This window comes from Mariluticola halotolerans, from assembly GCF_021611515.1.
Taxonomy (GTDB): Bacteria; Pseudomonadota; Alphaproteobacteria; order Rhizobiales; family Devosiaceae; genus Mariluticola; species Mariluticola halotolerans.
Genome location: NZ_CP090960.1, coordinates 2,187,545 through 2,204,918 on the forward strand (window position 1 = coordinate 2,187,545; position 17,374 = coordinate 2,204,918).

17 protein-coding genes are annotated in these 17,374 nt (G+C 59.8%); 2 read left to right on the forward strand and 15 right to left on the reverse strand.

Going from position 1 to position 17,374, the window contains the following annotated elements; genetic code table 11:
* Positions 1 to 113 precede the first annotated feature (113 nt).
* From L1P08_RS10445 to L1P08_RS10460, 4 genes are all read right to left on the reverse strand, one after another.
* Complete coding sequence (locus tag L1P08_RS10445) at positions 114 to 515, reverse strand: hypothetical protein (protein WP_303616958.1); 402 nt, start codon at positions 513 to 515, stop codon at positions 114 to 116.
* Between the two features lie 119 nt (positions 516 to 634).
* Positions 635 to 1,357 (reverse strand): hypothetical protein, encoded by a 723-nt coding sequence (locus L1P08_RS10450; protein WP_303616959.1) that lies wholly within the window; start codon positions 1,355 to 1,357, stop codon positions 635 to 637.
* Entirely contained in the window at positions 1,347 to 2,246 is a 900-nt protein-coding gene (locus L1P08_RS10455) for a CsgG/HfaB family protein (protein ID WP_303616960.1), read from the reverse strand. Before L1P08_RS10455 ends, L1P08_RS10450 begins: the two co-directional genes overlap by 11 nt.
* Positions 2,247 to 2,481: 235 nt before the next feature.
* Positions 2,482 to 3,099: a response regulator transcription factor gene (locus tag L1P08_RS10460; protein ID WP_303616961.1), complete on the reverse strand. Its 618-nt coding sequence runs from the start codon at positions 3,097 to 3,099 to the stop codon at positions 2,482 to 2,484.
* A 195-nt stretch (positions 3,100 to 3,294) separates the two neighbouring features.
* On the opposite strand from L1P08_RS10460, the gene L1P08_RS10465 reads away from it, so the two are divergent.
* Both L1P08_RS10465 and L1P08_RS10470 read left to right on the forward strand, forming a co-directional pair.
* Positions 3,295 to 3,696, forward strand: a complete 402-nt coding sequence (locus tag L1P08_RS10465) for a hypothetical protein (RefSeq protein ID WP_303616962.1) — start codon at positions 3,295 to 3,297, stop codon at positions 3,694 to 3,696.
* A 1-nt stretch (position 3,697) separates the two neighbouring features.
* The gene (locus tag L1P08_RS10470) at positions 3,698 to 6,307 is read left to right on the forward strand and encodes a PAS domain-containing sensor histidine kinase (RefSeq protein ID WP_303616963.1); all 2,610 of its coding nucleotides are present in this window, start codon (positions 3,698 to 3,700) and stop codon (positions 6,305 to 6,307) included.
* Here the strand turns inward: L1P08_RS10470 and L1P08_RS10475 are convergent.
* The 11 genes from L1P08_RS10475 to L1P08_RS10525 form a co-directional block, all read right to left on the reverse strand.
* Positions 6,304 to 7,125, reverse strand: a complete 822-nt coding sequence (locus tag L1P08_RS10475) for a carbohydrate ABC transporter permease (RefSeq protein WP_303616964.1) — start codon at positions 7,123 to 7,125, stop codon at positions 6,304 to 6,306. The two genes, L1P08_RS10470 and L1P08_RS10475, sit on opposite strands and share 4 nt — an antisense overlap.
* Positions 7,122 to 8,000: a carbohydrate ABC transporter permease gene (locus tag L1P08_RS10480; RefSeq protein ID WP_303616965.1), complete on the reverse strand. Its 879-nt coding sequence runs from the start codon at positions 7,998 to 8,000 to the stop codon at positions 7,122 to 7,124. Before L1P08_RS10480 ends, L1P08_RS10475 begins: the two co-directional genes overlap by 4 nt.
* A gap of 64 nt (positions 8,001 to 8,064) precedes the next feature.
* Positions 8,065 to 9,396 carry an extracellular solute-binding protein gene (locus tag L1P08_RS10485; RefSeq protein ID WP_303616966.1) on the reverse strand — a complete coding sequence of 444 codons (1,332 nt, stop codon included), beginning with the start codon at positions 9,394 to 9,396 and terminating at the stop codon, positions 8,065 to 8,067.
* 43 nt (positions 9,397 to 9,439) lie between these two features.
* Positions 9,440 to 10,918 (reverse strand): putative N-acetylmannosamine-6-phosphate 2-epimerase, encoded by a 1,479-nt coding sequence (locus L1P08_RS10490; protein WP_303619544.1) that lies wholly within the window; start codon positions 10,916 to 10,918, stop codon positions 9,440 to 9,442.
* A 131-nt stretch (positions 10,919 to 11,049) separates the two neighbouring features.
* Positions 11,050 to 11,799 carry a GntR family transcriptional regulator gene (locus L1P08_RS10495; RefSeq protein WP_303616967.1) on the reverse strand — a complete coding sequence of 250 codons (750 nt, stop codon included), beginning with the start codon at positions 11,797 to 11,799 and terminating at the stop codon, positions 11,050 to 11,052.
* A 168-nt stretch (positions 11,800 to 11,967) separates the two neighbouring features.
* Positions 11,968 to 12,783, reverse strand: coding sequence for a siderophore-interacting protein (locus L1P08_RS10500; protein WP_303616968.1), 816 nt, complete (start codon positions 12,781 to 12,783; stop codon positions 11,968 to 11,970).
* A gap of 76 nt (positions 12,784 to 12,859) precedes the next feature.
* Positions 12,860 to 13,618, reverse strand: a complete 759-nt coding sequence (locus L1P08_RS10505) for an iron ABC transporter ATP-binding protein (protein WP_303616969.1) — start codon at positions 13,616 to 13,618, stop codon at positions 12,860 to 12,862.
* On the reverse strand, positions 13,615 to 14,580 hold the full coding sequence (locus L1P08_RS10510) for an iron chelate uptake ABC transporter family permease subunit (protein ID WP_303616970.1): 966 nt from the start codon (positions 14,578 to 14,580) through the stop codon (positions 13,615 to 13,617). The genes L1P08_RS10505 and L1P08_RS10510 overlap by 4 nt, the downstream gene beginning before the upstream one ends.
* Positions 14,570 to 15,529 (reverse strand): ABC transporter permease, encoded by a 960-nt coding sequence (locus tag L1P08_RS10515; RefSeq protein WP_303616971.1) that lies wholly within the window; start codon positions 15,527 to 15,529, stop codon positions 14,570 to 14,572. Before L1P08_RS10515 ends, L1P08_RS10510 begins: the two co-directional genes overlap by 11 nt.
* 91 nt (positions 15,530 to 15,620) lie before the next feature.
* Positions 15,621 to 16,544 (reverse strand): siderophore ABC transporter substrate-binding protein, encoded by a 924-nt coding sequence (locus tag L1P08_RS10520; protein ID WP_303616972.1) that lies wholly within the window; start codon positions 16,542 to 16,544, stop codon positions 15,621 to 15,623.
* A 249-nt stretch (positions 16,545 to 16,793) separates the two neighbouring features.
* Positions 16,794 to 17,345 carry a LuxR C-terminal-related transcriptional regulator gene (locus L1P08_RS10525; RefSeq protein ID WP_303616973.1) on the reverse strand — a complete coding sequence of 184 codons (552 nt, stop codon included), beginning with the start codon at positions 17,343 to 17,345 and terminating at the stop codon, positions 16,794 to 16,796.
* Positions 17,346 to 17,374 lie beyond the last annotated feature (29 nt).

The following is a 17,374-nucleotide window of genomic DNA, read 5'->3' on the forward strand; positions in this document are numbered from 1 at the left end:
CTTCGGGCCGGTTTGGCGCTGTACTGCAACGGCTCTTTTTTGCCGCACAAACACCGAATTCTTTCTGGCTGGCGGCGGATACAGCGCCCAAGGGCGCGCCATCACACCAGCCTTCAATAGCCCTCGTTCAAAACCTGCGAGAGAGCATTGGAATCGCCATTACTGGTCTGGTGGTTCTCGGTCATGATTAGACCCTCAGCACCATCGCCGAGTTCCATGGTGATCTGCTGCCAATTGCCCACCGCGTAGGAGAAGGAATTGATAGTGATGGGTGAGCCGTAGGCCGCCCCTACAACCAGCGCGCCGATGAGTTCCTGATTGCCGGCATCGTGGGCCTGCTGATAGGCCAGCGCGGTTTCGCGATTGCGTGGCTCGAAATCCCATGAATGAGGCCCGAGCAAAGTTTCCCGATCCCATGCATGCGCCGGCATCGCAGTGCCGAACAGGGTCAGCGTTGTCATCAGGCTGGCGGCCAATAAACGCGCGGTAGCGCGGGGTGCATAAATCTGGGTCATTTCCATTTTCCTGCCGGATCACCGGGTTATGTTGGGTTCGCAAAATGGGCGGCGGATCCGGTTTTTTGGGGGGACGAACCCGCCGCTCGCTCGGGAGGTACTGCCTCCGATCCTGACGTTTACGGCACGGGTACCGGGGGAACGCCCACGGCCACATTGGCCGTAAAGTTGTTGGCCACCGCCGTCGCTTTCGAACTGACAACCGGGATTGGCAAGGTGCCCAGCGCGCCAAAACCGAGAAGGTTCACACCATCAACGGTGGAAGTGGCACTCGCATTGATGAGGGCGTTCTGGACATTGTTGCCGATGGCCAGCGCGTTCTGCGGATCGAGATAGGCAAGATCGACAGAAAGGCTGTTGCCAACCGACGTCGCCGCGCTGTCGACCGCGGCGTTGTCAATTCCGGATGCCAGCGAGGTCGATGTGATATTGGCGGCCGTTGCCGGATCCAGACCTGTCAAGGTCTGAAGCGAATCGTACTGGATCGACACATCAGCGGTGATCGAGGCACTGTTGCCCATGGCCTGGCCGCCGACTTCAACGACAGGCAGATCGTCAATCGGATAGGGCAGAATGACACTCAGGTCCGGTACAACGGCAATATTGGTTGCAATACCGTCTGCCGTTACATCACCCAGAGCCTCCTGGAGATTTTCGGCCTGGTTGATACCGGTCGGTGCGAGGATGGTGTCAGCGACAACACTGGTATCGATTACCGTCGTGACTAAGGCAGTCCAGTCCCATTGAACCGTATCAAACGCCTGAGCCGAAGCCCCCAGTGCCAAAGTCATGGCCAGGGCGCTGCTGCCCGCGACCAGTGTCTTGTATAGTTCACGCGTCATTGGATTTTTCCTTGGTTTGAGCCGTCGAGAGTGTGTCCATGCCTGGTTGGCAATGGCGGGCTTTCACCGCAGGAAAGCCCAGGCCTTCGGTCAGAATCTGGTAGGTGGCCAGTTCTGCGACCGATCTGACGCCAAGCTGCAATGGCTCGTTTTTCACAGCGCCGGCGTCGAATTCGACAAGATTGTGATCAAAGAAGCGGTAGACCCCGCCTTCCACTTCGTGGCCGACGATCTGCTTCTGAAGGCTGGTGACATAGATGGTCTTGAAGGTGCGCACATCGACAACGCGGACATCGAGGCCGACATTGATCACCGCCGAGCGCACCCCGGCGCCGACACCGGCGACGTAAAGGCGGGCACCGCCACTCACAATATTGTAATTGAGTTCGGTCAGCGCCCCGAGCACCATGAAGTCGGCGGGCTGCACAGACATGGGCCGTGTGCGGCTTTTGATGGCCCGCTGCTCAATCAGCTTCTGCTCGGCAAGGCCGACGCCCATGTCCAGCCGCTCGGTCAGCCCGACCTGTTTGGTCTTGTAAAAGGCACTGATCATCATTTCCGATACGCCCTGGGTCAGGGCGGTGCTGTCGGAATGGCCGTCATAGGATTTCTGGCCGGTCTTGTCGGCGATCTGGCCGATGGCAAAGACTGGCTTGTGGGCGCTTTTGCGCAATGACAGCTCTGTGAGGCAGGCCGAATAGGGCGTGTCATTGCTATTGACCGGCGAGCCGGTGGCCGGCTGGATGTGCCGTCCCGAGGTATAGGCGGCATTGGTGCAGCCTGAGAGTATGGTTCCCGCCATCAGGGCTGCCAGCGCCAAGGCCGTGCGGCGCTTGCCTGCACCCTTTTTGGCATGGATATCCCGAGCTGTCTGATTTTCAAGTCGCATACTTGCCCCCTTCGGCTTCTGGACGACGCCGGACAAATCGCCGCCGCAGTAACGTTGACCTAAGGTCGGGGGTGACAGGCCAGAAGTCTAACAAGCATAGGGGTAGTATTGCGCGCGATAGATCAGATTATATTCTCGAATTTTCGCGGGGATTTCTTTCCGGATACAGGGATGCACAAAAGTATATCTCGCCTAGCCCGAAGCAATCGCTTCAACGTCAAGGGGTTATTAACCTTTAGAGCAGCAGGCCGATATCTTTGGCGATCATGGCGGCATGGGTGCGGTTGCGGGCACCCAGTTTGCGGCTGAGGGTTTTTACGTGCAGCTTGACGGTCACTTCACGCAGGTCGAGCTGCAGGCCGATCTCCTTGTTTGAGCGTCCGGCATATAGCCCGCTGAGCACTTCGAGTTCCCGCTCGGTCAGGTTGCGGCGACGCACCGCCTCGACCCCCTGTTCCTCAGCGGCCATGAAGCTGACGGGGACGTAAATCTCCCCGGAAGCCATGAAGCTGACCGCATGGACCATGGATTTGGCCTTTACCGTTTTCGGCAGAAATCCGGCAGCGCCCGCGGCAAGCGCCTTTTCGGCAATAGCCTTGCTGGCCACGCCGGAAATGAGGGCGACCGGCTGACCCTGACCGGCCTCAATGACACGGGTCAGCCCCTCCAGTTCATTCATGCCCGGCATGCTGTAATCGAGCAGGACCAGATCAAAGGCATCCTCGACCTGCATCAGGTCCAGCACCTCATCGAGCGTGCTGGCGGCGAGAACCTGACAATCCGCCTCCCGCGTCAGCAATTCCCCGATCATATCCCGCACCAGGTCGTGGTCATCGGCAATCAAAATCCGCATGGCGTCCCCCTGTCATGAGGGGGATAACCTAACAGTCACAGACATTTCCAAAAAGATCGTATTTATATGTAACCGCATACCCCGATATACGTAAGAATACAAAATAGCATCTCCAGAATACATGGTCTATTTTGTTTTCATACTATAGATTTTTATGGACACAATTCTTGCATCGCATCAGGGATGGTCGAGATAATGCGTCGAATAGTTACATTTCATGTCTACGGCATTCTCGCCCTGTCCCTGGTCGGGATGGGGCACGCGGCTGGCGGCGAGGCCGGGCGCACAGATCCCTGGTCAGCCGAAAGCCGGTATTTTCCCGGCACTGCCGGCATGCCGGAGAAACCCATAAAACCAAACTGGGAGGCAGGGCCGGACAGCGTGATCCACGCCGACTTGCTGGGTGCAATGCAATGTCTCGCCCCTGCGCACATTGAAACTGTTGACGGCACTCGTCATTTCCATCGCAGCTGGCCCTATTTCGATACCAGCCGCCGCCCGCATGTAAACACCGCTCCTCCCATCCCGCCCCGCGCGACACCGGTCGTGGTGCGCATTGTCTGGCAGAACAAAACCCGTCGACGCGGCATGCACTAGCATGGATAGCGGGGGCCACGGGCAGTCGACAATAGTTGATAAAAACGGCCGGGGCTTTGCGCCGTTCCGTATCGGCAATTTTGTGCTGGCACTGGCCGTGGCGACAGTGCTGGGCCTCAGTCTCGTCGGCACGATGGTCATGGGGCGGCTGATCGAGTTTGAGCGGGCACAGTCAGCGATCACCGACTGGCCCCTGTCGCAGCTGGAAGTCGGCATGATCGCCCTGATCGAGGCCAGCCAGGATCCATCAGGTGACCCCACCCGGTTTCGCGACCGGTTTCATACCTATCTGGGGCAGATCGAGATGCTGCGCAAAAGCCCACTCTGGGGGGTGGTTGCCGAGGAGGGGCGGATGCAGGCCCAGCTGGCCACGCTCAAATCGGGGCTTCATGCGCTGACCTCGCTGGTTGATGGACCGGAAGCGGCTTTGCGCGCCTCCCGCCCCTATCTTGTCCCCCGGCTTGAAGACATGCGCGAGGAAGCCCGCCAGATCGCCATGACCGGCATGAACCTGTCCACACTCGCATCGGATTACCGGCAGGAGAGAGTGCTCTCCCTGGTGCGGCTGATGGTGGTGGGCGCGCTGGCGCTGATCGTGGTTCTGGCGCTGTCGTTTTATGCCCTTGCCCGGCAATACCGGCTGGCGCTGGCCAATGCCGCCGATGCCAATCAATCCAACCTGCGTCTCAAAAGCACGATCAATACCGCGCTGGATGCCATTATTGTCTGCGACGCGGACAAGACCATTATCGGGTTCAATCCGGCGGCGGTTGCCGTGTTCGGCCACGACCGGCACCAGGCGATCGGCATGCCGTTTGATGCCTTGTTTGCCAGCCCGGAAGATGACGCGGACCGGCAATGGCCCATCCATGTGCTGGAAGGCGCACGGACGCATGCCGGGGGTGGCAGCGGCCGCATTGAAATGGAGGCCGTGCGCCGCAGTGGCGACAGGTTCGCCGTCGAGGTTTCGGTGGGCATGGTCAAAACGCCCGCCGGCCCGCTCTATAATGTGTTCATGCGCGACATATCCGAACAGAAGCGGATCAGCGAGGCGCTCGCGGAAGCCTATGATGTGGCCCTTAAATCGGGGCGGGCACGTTCCAATTTCCTGACGGTGATGAGCCATGAAATGCGCACGGCGCTGAACGGGGTCATCGGGGTGCTGGAACTGCTGCAAACCACGCGGCTGAACAAGCGGCAAAGCCGCTATACCGAGATCGCCGCCCGTTCGAGCGATATTTTATTGCGGCACATCAATGATGTGCTCGATATCGCCATGGTCTCGGCGGGCAAGCTTGTGGTGCAGCCAAAGCCGTTCGACCTGCCGACATTGCTGGGCGAGGTTATTGATATCCAGCAACCGGCGGCCCTGGCCCAGAAGGATGCCGTCACGCTGGAGATCGATCCGGCGATTGGCGGCATCAATGGTGACAGGATGCGCATTGAACAGGTCTTGCTCAACCTTTTGAGCAATGCCATCAAGTTCACGCGCAATGGCAAGGTCGTCGTCGAAGCCGGCCTGATCGAACGGCGCGGGGCGACACCGCTGCTGGAACTGGCCGTAAGGGACAGCGGCTGCGGCATTGCCCCCTCGGATCAGGAACGGATTTTCGAGGAATTTGTCGCGCTCGATGCGGCCCCGAAAACCACCATATCCGGCTCCGGGCTGGGCTTGAGCATTTGCCGGCACATTGCCCGGGCGATGCGCGGGGAGATGGGGGTTACCAGCACGCCGGGCACGGGCAGCCGCTTCTGGCTGCGCCTGCCCTATTCGCCCGCCAGAGCCGAACTCATCGCGCCGCCCGCCCCTATAGCCGCCCCCCTGCCCCTGTTGCACCATGCGCCGGATGTGCTGGTGATCGAGGATAATTGCATTGCCCGGTTCGTCGCCCGGCATATGCTGGATGAAGCGGGCTGCCAGACAAGCGAAGCCAGCACGGGGCGGGAGGGTATCGCCCTTGCCGCCAAGCACCGGTTTGACCTGATCCTGATGGATATCAACATGCCCGGGCTTGATGGGCGGGAGACGTGCCGGGCCATTCGCCGGGGACAGGGGCAATCCAGCGCAAGCCCGATTGTGGGGCTGACGGCCCATGCCATGCCAGCCGACCACCAGAATTTTATCGATGCGGGCATGCTGATGTGCCTCACCAAACCCTTGCGCCGCCGCGATGTGGAACATGTGCTCTCGGTGGTGCGCGAACAGGCCAAGCCGCTCGACACACCCATATCAAGGGCACCGGCGCCTGCGCAAAAAGTGCTCGACCGGACGGTGCTGGCGGAACTGGGCGATATTTTCCCCGCCCCGGTTCTCTCGGACAGGGCCGCGGATTTCACCCGCCAGATCGATGCCATGCTCAGCCGGATTTCAGCAGCCATTGCCGCAGACGAAACACAAGAGGCGGCAGATATTGCGCATAATCTTGCCGGGGCCTGTGCGGTGTTCGGCGCGCTGACCCTGCGCGAAAAACTGCTCGGTTTTGTCGCCGCCTGCAAAACGGGCAGCATCCCCGAACAGCGGGCCTTGCATGCAGCCCTCGCTCCTGCTGCCAGCGCCGCACAGGGCGAGCTGGATCACTATATGCGTCAGTTCACCCTGGTCGATGCCTAGCCTTTGACGGCACCGGCGGTCATTGATCCGGAGATCTGCTTGTACATGACAAGCCCCAGCAGCATGGGCGGCAAGGCGCCAATAATCATCACCGCCGAGGCCGGGCCCCATTGCACCCCGCCACCGCTTGCCGAGAAAAAGAATGAAGCCCCGACCGTCATGGGCACGGCCTTGTTGGTGGTCAGCATCAGGCCGAACAGGAATTCGTTCCAGGCCGTGATGAAGCCGAAAATAAAGGTGGTGACGATCGCCGGGCGGACGACCGGACGGATAATGCCGAGCATGATTTCAAACGTGCTGGCCCCATCCATTTTCGCGGCCTCATCCAGTTCGAGCGGCACCTCGGCAATGGCATTGACCAGAATGACCAGCGCCAGGGGCAGGTTGACGATGGTCAGCATCAGGCCAAGGCCCAACTGGGTGTCCAAAAGACCCATCCACTGAAACATCATATAGATGGGGATGGCGAAAATGATCAGCGGCACGGCGCGCAGATTAACAACGCTCGGCATCAATATGCGCCGCCCGTAATCGCCGCGGGCAATGGCATAGGCGGCGGGAAAGGCAAGGATCAGTGCGAGGGTTGTGCCAATCAGGGCGGCGGCAAGACTGTTGCCCAGATAGGCAAAAATATTCAGCCGGTCGGAAACCTCAAGCACTTGCAGATAATTGGCAAAGGTGGGTTGATTGATCCAGAAACCGGGATTGGTGGTGATCTCGCGGGCGCTCTTGAACGAGGTCACGAGGGTGACAATCACCGGGAAATTCATCGCCAGTGCCGCGATGATGAACACAACCCAACGCAATGCCGCAATCATGCCCTTGCCCCTTTTGACTTGCGGCTGGAGAGCCAGTTGAGACCGAACAGAACAGCGAATGAGGCGATAAACAGCACCATGGAGGCGGCGACGGCCTTGCCGATGGCGCCCTGCTTGAAAAAGGCCTCATAGATATAGATCGACAGGGAGGTGGTGGAGCCGCCCGGCCCGGTGCCCGTGAGGGTATAGACATTGTCAAAAACCCGGAACCCGTCGATGAAACGGATGAAGAAGGCAACAATAATGGTGGGCACCATCAGGGGCAGATCAATGGTGCGGACAATCTGCATGGGCGTTGCCCCGTCAATGGTCGCGGCTTCATGCACCTCATCGGGCACGGCGCGATAGGCCATGTAGAACAGCAGAAAGGCAAAGGGGGTCCATTGCAGGGTTTCAACAACGATCAGCGTCCAGAACGCCGCCTCGACGCTGAAGAATGTGGGGCTGTCACCAAACCATTCATAAAGATAATAGGGCACCGGCCCGACGAATTCGTGCAGCACCAAACGATACATCAGCCCCACCATGGCGGGGGCAACCATGAGGGGCAGCATCATGGGCGCCATCAGGAAAGTGCGCTTGGCCAGAAGCGGGGCGAGAAAGATCGCAAGGGCCAGCCCGATAATGCATTCTGCCAGGGCGGTGAGAATGCCGAAACGCAGGGAGAACCAGCTGGCACGCCAGAAATCGCCTTCACCCAGCAGGGCAATGTAATTGGAAAACCCGGTAATGGTGGGGCTGCGCAAGGTCTCGAAGGTCACATCTGATACCGAGTAGACCAGATTGACGACAATCGGAAAGCCGAGAAACAATAACAGGAAGCCAACCAGCGGCGTGGTCAGAATTCTCCATTCGCGTCGATTGGCTACTTGCATCAGATATCCCGATTGTGTGGGGGATGCGGGCAGCTTGCCCGCATCCGGAGATCGGCGCCAGGCCTTATTTCAACAGCTCTTCCATGCCTGCTGTTGTATTGGCGAGGGCCTCATCAAGCGTGGTCTGACCCGACCAGTAGCCTGTGAACTCCTTGGCCTGCAATTCGTAAACCGACAGGGCCTTGGCAGAGGTGCCGCCGTTCATGACGTAACCGTATTTACCGGCAAAATCGCCCAGCTTGACCAGATCGGGCCGTTCGTCGGCAATCTTGGCCACAACCTCAGGCGTCAGGGCCGGGGAACCGCCATTACCCGCATAGAGCAGGGCTGCGTCTTCGGTTGCCATCCATTGCAGGAAGCGGGTTGCGCCTTCCTTGTTCTTGGCATTGGCATTGAGGCCAAGGCCGAGACCGTGAATGTGGTCAGCACGGGCTTCAGGGCCTGAGGGCGGGGCAACAATACCGACGCTTTCGGCAACAGCCGGAGCGGTTTCGGGATTGGTGAGTTCGCCCGCAGCCGCATTCCACTGCAAGGCCGTTGCGGCCTGCCCGGCGGCAAAGGCTGCGTTGGTTTCAGCATATTCATAGCTGAGCGAATCCTTTGGTGTCGCGCCGGCATCATAGAGCATTTTGTAAAGCTCCAGACCCTTGCGATAGGCCTCGGAATCAACCGTGATATTGCCTTCATCATCCATCCAGTCGGCACCATAGGCACGCGGCAGGGACTGGAACACCATCATGTTGAACAACAGGTTCTTCATCTGCAGCACGGTGCCATAACGGGTCGGGCTGTCAGAATTGATCGACTTGGTGAAATAGAGCGCGGTGGCCGCCCAGTCGTCCCAGGTCCATTCATCCGGATCCTTCGGGGTCAGCGCCTCGCCCAGATATTCCTCAGCGATTTCGGCATACTTGGCCTTGGCCGCCTCGTCGCCCATCAATTCGTCCATCAGGTCCTGACGGAAATACATGAAGTGCAGCGACAAATCGGTGGGCACGCCATATTGCTTGCCCTCGAACTGGGTGGTCTCAAGCACGGCTTCACCGAACACATCCGCCGCACCGGCACCCAGATCAACCGGCTCCATATAAGGGGCATAACGGCCGATGGAATAGGTGGCGATCAGGTTGATGTCGAAGGCGTCAGAGCCTGCGGCCATATCGGCCTGCAATTTGTCGTAAAAGCCGTCACGGTTGAAAAACAGCAGTTCAACCTTGTCGTCTTCCGCCACATCACCCTTGGCGTTATAGGCTTCCACTGCGGCGCGCAGGGCCGTTTCCTCAGAGCCGCCGGGCCAGCCGAGCACGGTCACTTCTGCCTGTGCCGCGCTGGCACTGAGCAGAGCGGCCGTCAGCAGGGCCAGGCCTGTTAGAATTGGTGTTCTCGATTTCAGCATTTTCCCATCCTTTTTTGTTGACGTTATTTATTGGGAGGCGTGCTTATGCCGTCTCCGTATTCTCGCCGTTCCGCCGGGCCAGGTCCGCAACGCCGATCGCGCCCGCCTTGCCACCCAGTGTCGCCGCCACCAATTGTGGCCGCAGCCTTGCCGGCACGTCGTCGAGGTTCTTTTCGACCTGTTCGCGATAGCCGGCCGCCAACCCGATTCCACCGCCAATGACGATGCAATCAGGGTCAATCATCATTTGAATATCCCGGCACAACAGCGCGGTGCGCGCAGCCGAGGTCTCAACGATTTTTTGTGCCCAGCCTGCGCCGGCACGGGCAGCAGCGAAGACTTCAGGGGCTTCCATTGCATGGCCGGCCGCTGACGCCTCAGCCGCGATCCAGCGCCCGGACACCTGGTCTTCAAGCGGGGCCGCGCCGGCCGAGGGGCCGCGCAACAGACCGAAGTGCCCGGCAATGCCCAGCAATGGCTTGCCGTTTAAAACGATACCGCCGCCAATGCCGGTGGAGATGGTGAGAAAGACGATATTTTCCGCGCCATGACCGCCAAAGCGGTATTCGCCCCAGGCCGCAGCCTGGGCATCGTTCATGGCAAAAACGGGGGCGGCAAAAATCCCGCTGGCCTTTTCAGCCAGTGGATAGGTGCCCGGAATATCCAGCGTTGCTGTGTTGAGCGCCGACCAGTCGCCCTTGTCCACCGCGCCGGTCACGGCAATGCCGATTGCGGTATAGCTACCGCGCCAGTCGGCAATGCTTTCAGCGATATCCGCCAGCCACTGGTCGGGGCCCGCATCGCGCCGCGTCGGTATCTGGATTTCGCGCAAGGGCACGCCATCTTCCATGATGGTGGCCAGCGATTTGGTGCCGCCGATATCGATAGCCAGGACGGGCCTCATGGCTTTTTCCCGGGCGGCAAAGGCGCTGTCCAGCGCCTCACGAAACCAGGATGTGGCGTGTTCGGTCCGGGTGATGGCGGAGCCGACCACAACACAAAAGGCCCCGGCCTCAGCGGCAGCGGCGGCCTGTTGGGTATTGCGGATACGGCCCTCGGCGATGACATAAGGGGTCAGCTGGCGCATGGCCGCGATCAGGGGCAGGTCCGGATCTTCCGGCTCGTCGGGACCCACATAACCGGACAGTGTGGTGCCGACAAAATCCACCCCGGCGGCAAGCGCCTGACGGGCGTCTTCAAGGCAGGAACAATCGGCCATGGTCAGTTTGCCGCGTGCCTTGGCCGCCTCAATCAGCGCCTCAATGGTGGCGGGGCGGGCGCGGTCGGTTGCATCAAAGGCAATGACATCGGCCCCGGCATCGGCCAGCGCTTCGACATCGGCAATAAAGGGGGTGATGCGCACGGGGCTGTCATCCAGGTCGCGTTTGACAATGCCGATAATCGGCGCGTCGGTTGCGGCACGGACCGCCCGGACATAGGCCGCCGATTCAATCCTGAGGGCTGATGCCCCGGACTGCATGGCAGCAAGCGCGAAGCCGACCACCATTTCCGCCCGGTCCATGGGCCCATCGGGCACCGGCTGGCATGATACGATCAAACCCTGATCAAGCGCGTCACGTTGCAATCGTCTTCTCCTTGATGGATATCACGATAACCGCACTATACCAGATTGCAACCAGTTTGTTACTGGTATTATCTATTCAGCTCCAGCACAAAATCGTAGATGTCGCCAACATAGCGGCTTTCGGAAAGTTCAACGATTTGCCCGTCGGCCAGAAAGCAGCGCCGCTCCATGATCAGCATGGGCGAGCCGATGTCGCATTTCAAATGTTCGGCATCATAGGCGGAGGCGAGACGGGAGCGCATGCGCTGAATGGCCCGTTCCGGCATGGCCCCCAGCTTGTCGAGCGCTTCATAAAGGGAATCGCCGACCAGATCGGGGGACGGGAGGAACTTGACCGGGACGGTGGAAATCTCCAGCGCCATGGGCGTGCCATCGGCCACGCGAATCCGGGTCATGCGGATGACCTGGGTATCGCTGGAAATGCCCAGCGCCATCATTTCCGTGGGCGAGGGCCGGCTGACCTTCTTGTTCAGCCAGATACATCCGGGATTGAGGCCGCGCGCCACCATATCTTCGGAAAAGCTGGTCAGGGTGGACATGGATTTTTCGACCCGCGAGCGCACCTCGGTGCGGGCGCCATGCCGGCGCAGCAGATAGCCCTCTTCCACCAGCAATTCGATGGCCTTGCGCACCGTCACCCGCGACAGGTTGACCGCCTCGGCCAGCGCCCGCTCGCCGGGCAGGGCCGCGCCCGGTTTCAGCCGGTTGTCGGTGATCAGCTCTTCCAGCGCAGATTTGAGGCGCTTGTGCAGCGGCAAGGCGATATCGGCGCGGGTAACGGCAGTCTTGAGATGCGCGAGCAGTGCGGGCGTCTCCATGGGGCCTCCTCGAATTCGTGGCGCACCCTTTGGGGGATGCACATAGCCATCATCAAGGATTTTCCAGCTGATGTCTAACTGGTATGCACTGTCTCTCCCCAAATTCCGTGCGCAAGGGCGGAACCGAGGGCGCGGCAAATGGCAATTACCCGGCCTTTCTCCGCGCGATTAATGGGCATGCCCATCGTCAAAATCGGCTTCGCCACTGCGCCAATATCCGGCGGCCTTGACCCGATCCTCGCCAAATCCGTGTTCAGCGATCAGTATTTCACGCACCTGCTTGGACATGGCGGCCTCCCCGGCAACAAAAGCATAGCCGCCCGCCGCATCGGGCAGGCTGGCGGCGCGCACAGCCTGGGACAGCAGGTCCAGCCGGCCCGGCATCACCCCGTTGCGCGCGATCCAGTGCATTTCAAGATCGGCTTCGGTGTCGAAATCCTGCCGCTCAGCGGTATCGGCAACCTCGACAAAGGCGATGATTTTGGCCCCTTGCGGCAATTCCTCGATCCGCCGGCCAATGGCGGGCAGCGCCGTCTCGTCGCCGACCAGCAGATACCAGTCAAAGCCGGCGCGCACGACAAATGAGCCGCGCGGACCGCCAACCCCGATCTGGTCACCCGGTTTGGCGCTCGCCGCCCAGCTGGTGGCGATGCCGTCCCCATGAATGACAAAATCGAGGGTCAATTGATTGGTCGCGGGATCAAAGGCGCGGGGGGTATAATCGCGTGCTTCGGGCCGTTTTGTCCCCTCGGGAAACACCAGGCCGTTCGGCCCCGGCTGGGGGGCTTTCAGCATTTCCCCATTTTCGGGGAAGAACAGTTTGACGTGGTCGTCATAGGCAAGGCTGGTGAAGCCGGCCAGATCATCGGATGCCACGACAATGCGCGCCATATTGGGCGTGATCCTTTCATTGGAGACCACCCTTACAAGCCGGAATTTCAGCTCGTGGCGGACACGTTCGATGATCTTTTCACTGGTCGTCATATCGGCTCTCTTTGTATTCTGCTGTGGCGCGCTTCGGGGCCGGACACGTGGTGCCCGCGCCCTTTCGAAAAACGCACTAGTTGTAATAGACGCTGATCAATTGCCCACCGATATGGTGCACCTTGATATCGATCTGGTAGACTTCGCGCATGATTTCCGGGGTGATCACTTCCGTGGGTGTGCCCTGACAGGCGATCTTGCCGTCCTGCATCACCACAATCTGGTCGGAATAGCAGGACGCGAAATTGATATCGTGCATGACCAGCACAAAAGTGCGCCCCAGTTCTGTGGCGGCGCTGCGCAACAGTTTCATCATCTCCACCCCGTGCTTGAGATCAAGATTGTTGAGCGGCTCGTCGAGCAGCACAAAATCGGTATCCTGACACAAAACCATGGCCACAAAGGCGCGTTGGCGCTGGCCGCCTGAAAGCTCATCGAGAAACCGGTCGCGCATGCTCTCAAGATTGAGATAGCCGATGGCCTTGTCGATCTCTTCATGGTCCGCCGCCGTCAGCCGCCCCTTGGAATAGGGATAGCGCCCGAAGGCCACCAGATCATGCACGGTCAGCCGCGTGCCGATGTGATTGTCCTGGCGCAGAATGGCCATGCGCCGGGCCAGCTGGTCGGTGGGGGTGCGGGTGACATCGAGACCGTCGATCAGCACCCGGCCCGCATCCATGGGCAAAAGGCGGCTGATCATCGACATCAGCGAGGATTTGCCCGCACCATTGGGCCCGATGATCGAGGTGATGCCGCCCGCCGGCAGGGTCAGGGAGACCCCGTCGACCACCAGCGTGCCGTCATAGCTTTTGGTGAGGTTCTCGACCTTGATCATCGTGTCGCGCCCTTCAAAATGAGAAAGATGAAAACCAGCCCGCCGATGAATTCGATGATGATCGACAGGCTGGTATTGAGGCCGAACACCTGTTCGACAATCACCTGTCCGCCCACAAGGCTGATAATGGCCAACAGAATGGCTGCGGGCAGGATGAAGACATGTTTGTGGCTGCCGATGAGCACATAGGCCAGATTGGCCACCAGCAGCCCGAAAAACGTGACCGGGCCGACAAGGGCGGTGGAGACAGAGACGAGCACCGCCACCAGCATGAGAATGAACATGACAGTGCGCCGGTGGGCGACACCCAGATTGACGGCGGTTTCGCGGCCCAGTGCCAGCACATCCAGCGTGTGCAGCAGTTTCAGGCCCAGCAGGCTGCTGACAATGATCGTCAGCGCGGCGATGCCCATCAGATCCCGGTCGAATGTGTTGAAGCTGGCAAACATGGAATCCTGCAACACCACAAAGGCATTGGGGTCGATCAGGCGTTGCAGGAAATTGGCAATCGAGCGGAACAACACCCCGAAAATAATACCGACCAGCACCATGAGATGCAGGCTGCGCACCCGGCCAGAGAACAGCCAGAGATTGAGTGCCGTGGCAAAGGTGACCATGGCGAGCGTTTCAAGGGCGAATTTCACGCCCGGGTCGAGCAGGCCAACGCTGCTGCCGGCTATAAACACCAGAATGGTCTGGATCAGCACATAAAGCGCATCAAACCCCATGATCGAGGGGGTGAGGATGCGGTTATTGGTGACCGTTTGAAACAGCACGGTGGAAACCGCAATCGCATAGGCGATCAAAACCAGCGCCAGCAATTTGGTGCCGCGGAACGGCAGCACAAAGCCCCAATTGCCGCGCGCATTGATGGTCATGAAAATTACGCAGGCCAGCAGTGCCAAAAGGGTCAACACAGGCAGGGTCAAAGCGGGGCGCAGGCGCCAGGGGTTAGCCGACATGAGCCCCCCTCCGCAACAACACATAAAGGAACAACAGGCTGCCCACCACACCGGCCACGGTGCCGATGGGAATTTCATAAGGGAAGCGCACCAGCCGCCCGAAAATATCGCAGGCCAGCACAAACCCGGCCCCGGTCACGGCAATCCATGGCAGGGCGCGGCGCAGGTTGTCGCCCAGCACCATGCGCACCAGATTGGGCACAACCAGCCCAAGGAAGGGCACAATGCCAACGCTGACCACGACAATGGCCGTCACCATGGAAACAATGATCAGGCCCAGCGTCATCACCCGGCGATAGGTCATCCCGAGATTGGTGGCAAAGGCCTCGCCCATGCCCGCCACGGTGAACCGGTCGGCGGCAAGATAGGCGGCAAATGTCAGCCCGAGGGTGATCCAGAGCAGTTCATAGCGGCCGCGCATGACGCCGGAGAAATCACCGGTGGTCCAGGCCCCCAGCGATTGCAGCAGGTCATAGCGATAAGCGATGAACGTGGTCACCGCGCTGATGACACCGCCCAGCATCATGCCGATCAAGGGCACAATGAGCACAGAGCGCAGGGGAATGCTTTGCAAGATGCGCAGGAACAGCAAGGTTCCGGCCATGGCAAACATCCCGGCGACAATCATCTTGCCGAACAGGGGCATGCCAGGGGCCAGAAGGGTCACCGCAAGAATGCCCAGACTGGCCGATTCCACCGTGCCGGCGGTCGAGGGTTCGACAAACCGGTTGCGGGTGAGCATTTGCATAATCATGCCGGCAACAGCCATCGCCGTGCCCGAAAGCAGCAGGGCCAGCGTGCGCGGAATGCGGCTGGCGAGCAGAATCTGGAGCTGACGCGCATCCGGCTCTGCCGAAAACAACAGCAGGGGCGAGACATCGCTCACCCCGATAAACAGGCTGATGAGCGCGAGCACAAGAACGGCGATAAGGGCAATCAGCAGGCGCATGTCATATCCGGCAGCAACATGAAGCGGGCCGCCAGGGCTTTACGCCCGGCGGCCCTGCCTTTTCCGCGCGCGTCCCGCGGTCCAGGTTTCATTAGGGCAGCATTGCCGCCTTGAGATCATCGACCATGATCTGCAGATTGCGCAGGCCGCCATTGACGATGTACCAGCGGACCGGATCGACATAGACGATCTGCTCGTTCTGCCAGGCCTTGGTCTGGTGGACGAGTTCATTGTCGAGCACCTGTTCGGCAGCGCCGGTGGCCTCACCGGTTGCCGCATCCCGGTCGATGACAATCATCCAGTCGGGATTGGTTTCCAGCAGGAACTCAAACGAGACGGCTTCACCATGGGTGGCCGCTTCAACATCGGCGACAGCCGGCTCAAGCCCCAGCGTGTCATGGATAAGCCCAAAGCGGGAGCCGGGGCCATAGGCGGTCACCTTGCCGCCATTGGTCAGAACGATCAGCACATTGCCCAGCTCCGGGGCCGCTGCCTGGAATTCAGCAACGCTGGCATCAAAATCGGCAATCATGGTCTCGACTTCAGCCTGCTTGCCGAAAATCTCGCCAATGATCTGGCTGTTGCGCTTCACCGCACCTTCAAAATCATCCCAGCCATTGCTGAGATCAATCGTTGGCAAAATGGCAGCCAGCTGTTCATAAGCCGTTGAAGAACGGCCCGCGACAATGGCCAGATCGCCACCGGCGGCAGCAACCGCTTCATAATCGGGCTCAAAAAGCGAGCCGATCTTGAGATATTCATCACCCTGATATTGCGACAGGAAGGGCGGCATATTGGTACCGGGGACGCCCGCCACCTTGACGCCGAGTGCGTCGAGCATGTCGAGGGCGGCATAGTCAAACACCAGCACCGATTGCGGATTGGCCGCAATTTCGGTTTCGCCCTGGGCATGGGTGATGGTGAGTTCGTCAGCCTGAAGCGGCAGCGCAGAGAAAGCAAAAGCCGTTGCCAGGGCGACGGCACGCAAAGAGGCGGTGAGGCCGGGGTTTTTCATTGAATTCGGGCTCCTGTCAGGTTTAAGGCCTGGTGGTTGCAAGGACCCGTTGTGGCAAGGAGGCTGGCCGGCGCAAGAGCCGAACCGGGGCATGAAAAACCCCTGAAACATCCTCGATCAACGGGATTAAAAGTCCCGCCATCGAAATGGCTGGGTCCTGCCTAGCCCGGCATTTTTGGAAATTCAACAAATTTTTCAATAACTTAGAACGACTCTAAGTTAGAAGGAATATATTCCTGCCTATCTCGTTCATTGCCGGGGCTGCCCGCCCTGCTGCATGAACCAGGCGACCAGTTCGGCGCTATTGGCGAGACCAAGTGTGCGGATGATGCGCAGGCGGTGGGTTTCAACCGTGCGCTGTGACAGGCCGGTTTCGCGGGCGATGTCCTTGTTGGTTTTGCCCATCGCCACCAAAGTCACGATCTGGGTCTGGCGCGGGGTCAGGCCGGTGCGGGCGGCGGGCACCGGGCGGGCCATGGCATCAAAACAATAGATCGCCTCGGAGAACGGGTCTTCGGCCAGCATCGACCGGCCCCGCACCCGGCACCAGAATTTTGTGCCATCGCGCTTTTGCATGATGCGCTCATCCTCATAGGAACGGCCCCCGGCAAAATTTGTGCGCCACATATCCCCCACCATGACGAAATCGGCGAGTTTTGGGTAAAGGATATTGAAGCTTTGATGGCGCAACTCGGCGCGCTCATACCCGAACAGGTCGGCGAACTCGGCATTGACCGCGCGAATGATGCGGTGCGCGGCATAGACCATGGGCACGGGCAGCGCCTCCAGCGCGAAGCGCATCGTTTCATTCCTGTCGCCATCGCGTCTGT

Excerpts from the sequence above, each read along its gene's own strand:
- L1P08_RS10515 (WP_303616971.1), bottom strand. The coding sequence starts at position 15,529 with ATGCGCCTGCTGATTGCCCTTATCGCCGTTCTTGTGCTCGCGCTCATC.
- L1P08_RS10505 (WP_303616969.1), bottom strand. The coding sequence starts at position 13,618 with ATGATCAAGGTCGAGAACCTCACCAAAAGCTATGACGGCACGCTGGTG.
- L1P08_RS10445 (WP_303616958.1), bottom strand. The coding sequence starts at position 515 with ATGACCCAGATTTATGCACCCCGCGCTACCGCGCGTTTATTGGCCGCC.
- L1P08_RS10520 (WP_303616972.1), bottom strand. The coding sequence starts at position 16,544 with ATGAAAAACCCCGGCCTCACCGCCTCTTTGCGTGCCGTCGCCCTGGCA.
- L1P08_RS10450 (WP_303616959.1), bottom strand. The coding sequence starts at position 1,357 with ATGACGCGTGAACTATACAAGACACTGGTCGCGGGCAGCAGCGCCCTG.
- L1P08_RS10465 (WP_303616962.1), top strand. The coding sequence starts at position 3,295 with ATGCGTCGAATAGTTACATTTCATGTCTACGGCATTCTCGCCCTGTCC.
- L1P08_RS10490 (WP_303619544.1), bottom strand. The coding sequence starts at position 10,918 with ATGGACCGGGCGGAAATGGTGGTCGGCTTCGCGCTTGCTGCCATGCAG.
- L1P08_RS10495 (WP_303616967.1), bottom strand. The coding sequence starts at position 11,799 with ATGGAGACGCCCGCACTGCTCGCGCATCTCAAGACTGCCGTTACCCGC.
- L1P08_RS10485 (WP_303616966.1), bottom strand. The coding sequence starts at position 9,396 with ATGCTGAAATCGAGAACACCAATTCTAACAGGCCTGGCCCTGCTGACG.
- L1P08_RS10475 (WP_303616964.1), bottom strand. The coding sequence starts at position 7,125 with ATGATTGCGGCATTGCGTTGGGTTGTGTTCATCATCGCGGCACTGGCG.
- L1P08_RS10510 (WP_303616970.1), bottom strand. The coding sequence starts at position 14,580 with ATGTCGGCTAACCCCTGGCGCCTGCGCCCCGCTTTGACCCTGCCTGTG.
- L1P08_RS10480 (WP_303616965.1), bottom strand. The coding sequence starts at position 8,000 with ATGCAAGTAGCCAATCGACGCGAATGGAGAATTCTGACCACGCCGCTG.
- L1P08_RS10460 (WP_303616961.1), bottom strand. The coding sequence starts at position 3,099 with ATGCGGATTTTGATTGCCGATGACCACGACCTGGTGCGGGATATGATC.
- L1P08_RS10500 (WP_303616968.1), bottom strand. The coding sequence starts at position 12,783 with ATGACGACCAGTGAAAAGATCATCGAACGTGTCCGCCACGAGCTGAAA.
- L1P08_RS10455 (WP_303616960.1), bottom strand. The coding sequence starts at position 2,246 with ATGCGACTTGAAAATCAGACAGCTCGGGATATCCATGCCAAAAAGGGT.
- L1P08_RS10470 (WP_303616963.1), top strand. The coding sequence starts at position 3,698 with ATGGATAGCGGGGGCCACGGGCAGTCGACAATAGTTGATAAAAACGGC.
- L1P08_RS10525 (WP_303616973.1), bottom strand. The coding sequence starts at position 17,345 with ATGCGCTTCGCGCTGGAGGCGCTGCCCGTGCCCATGGTCTATGCCGCG.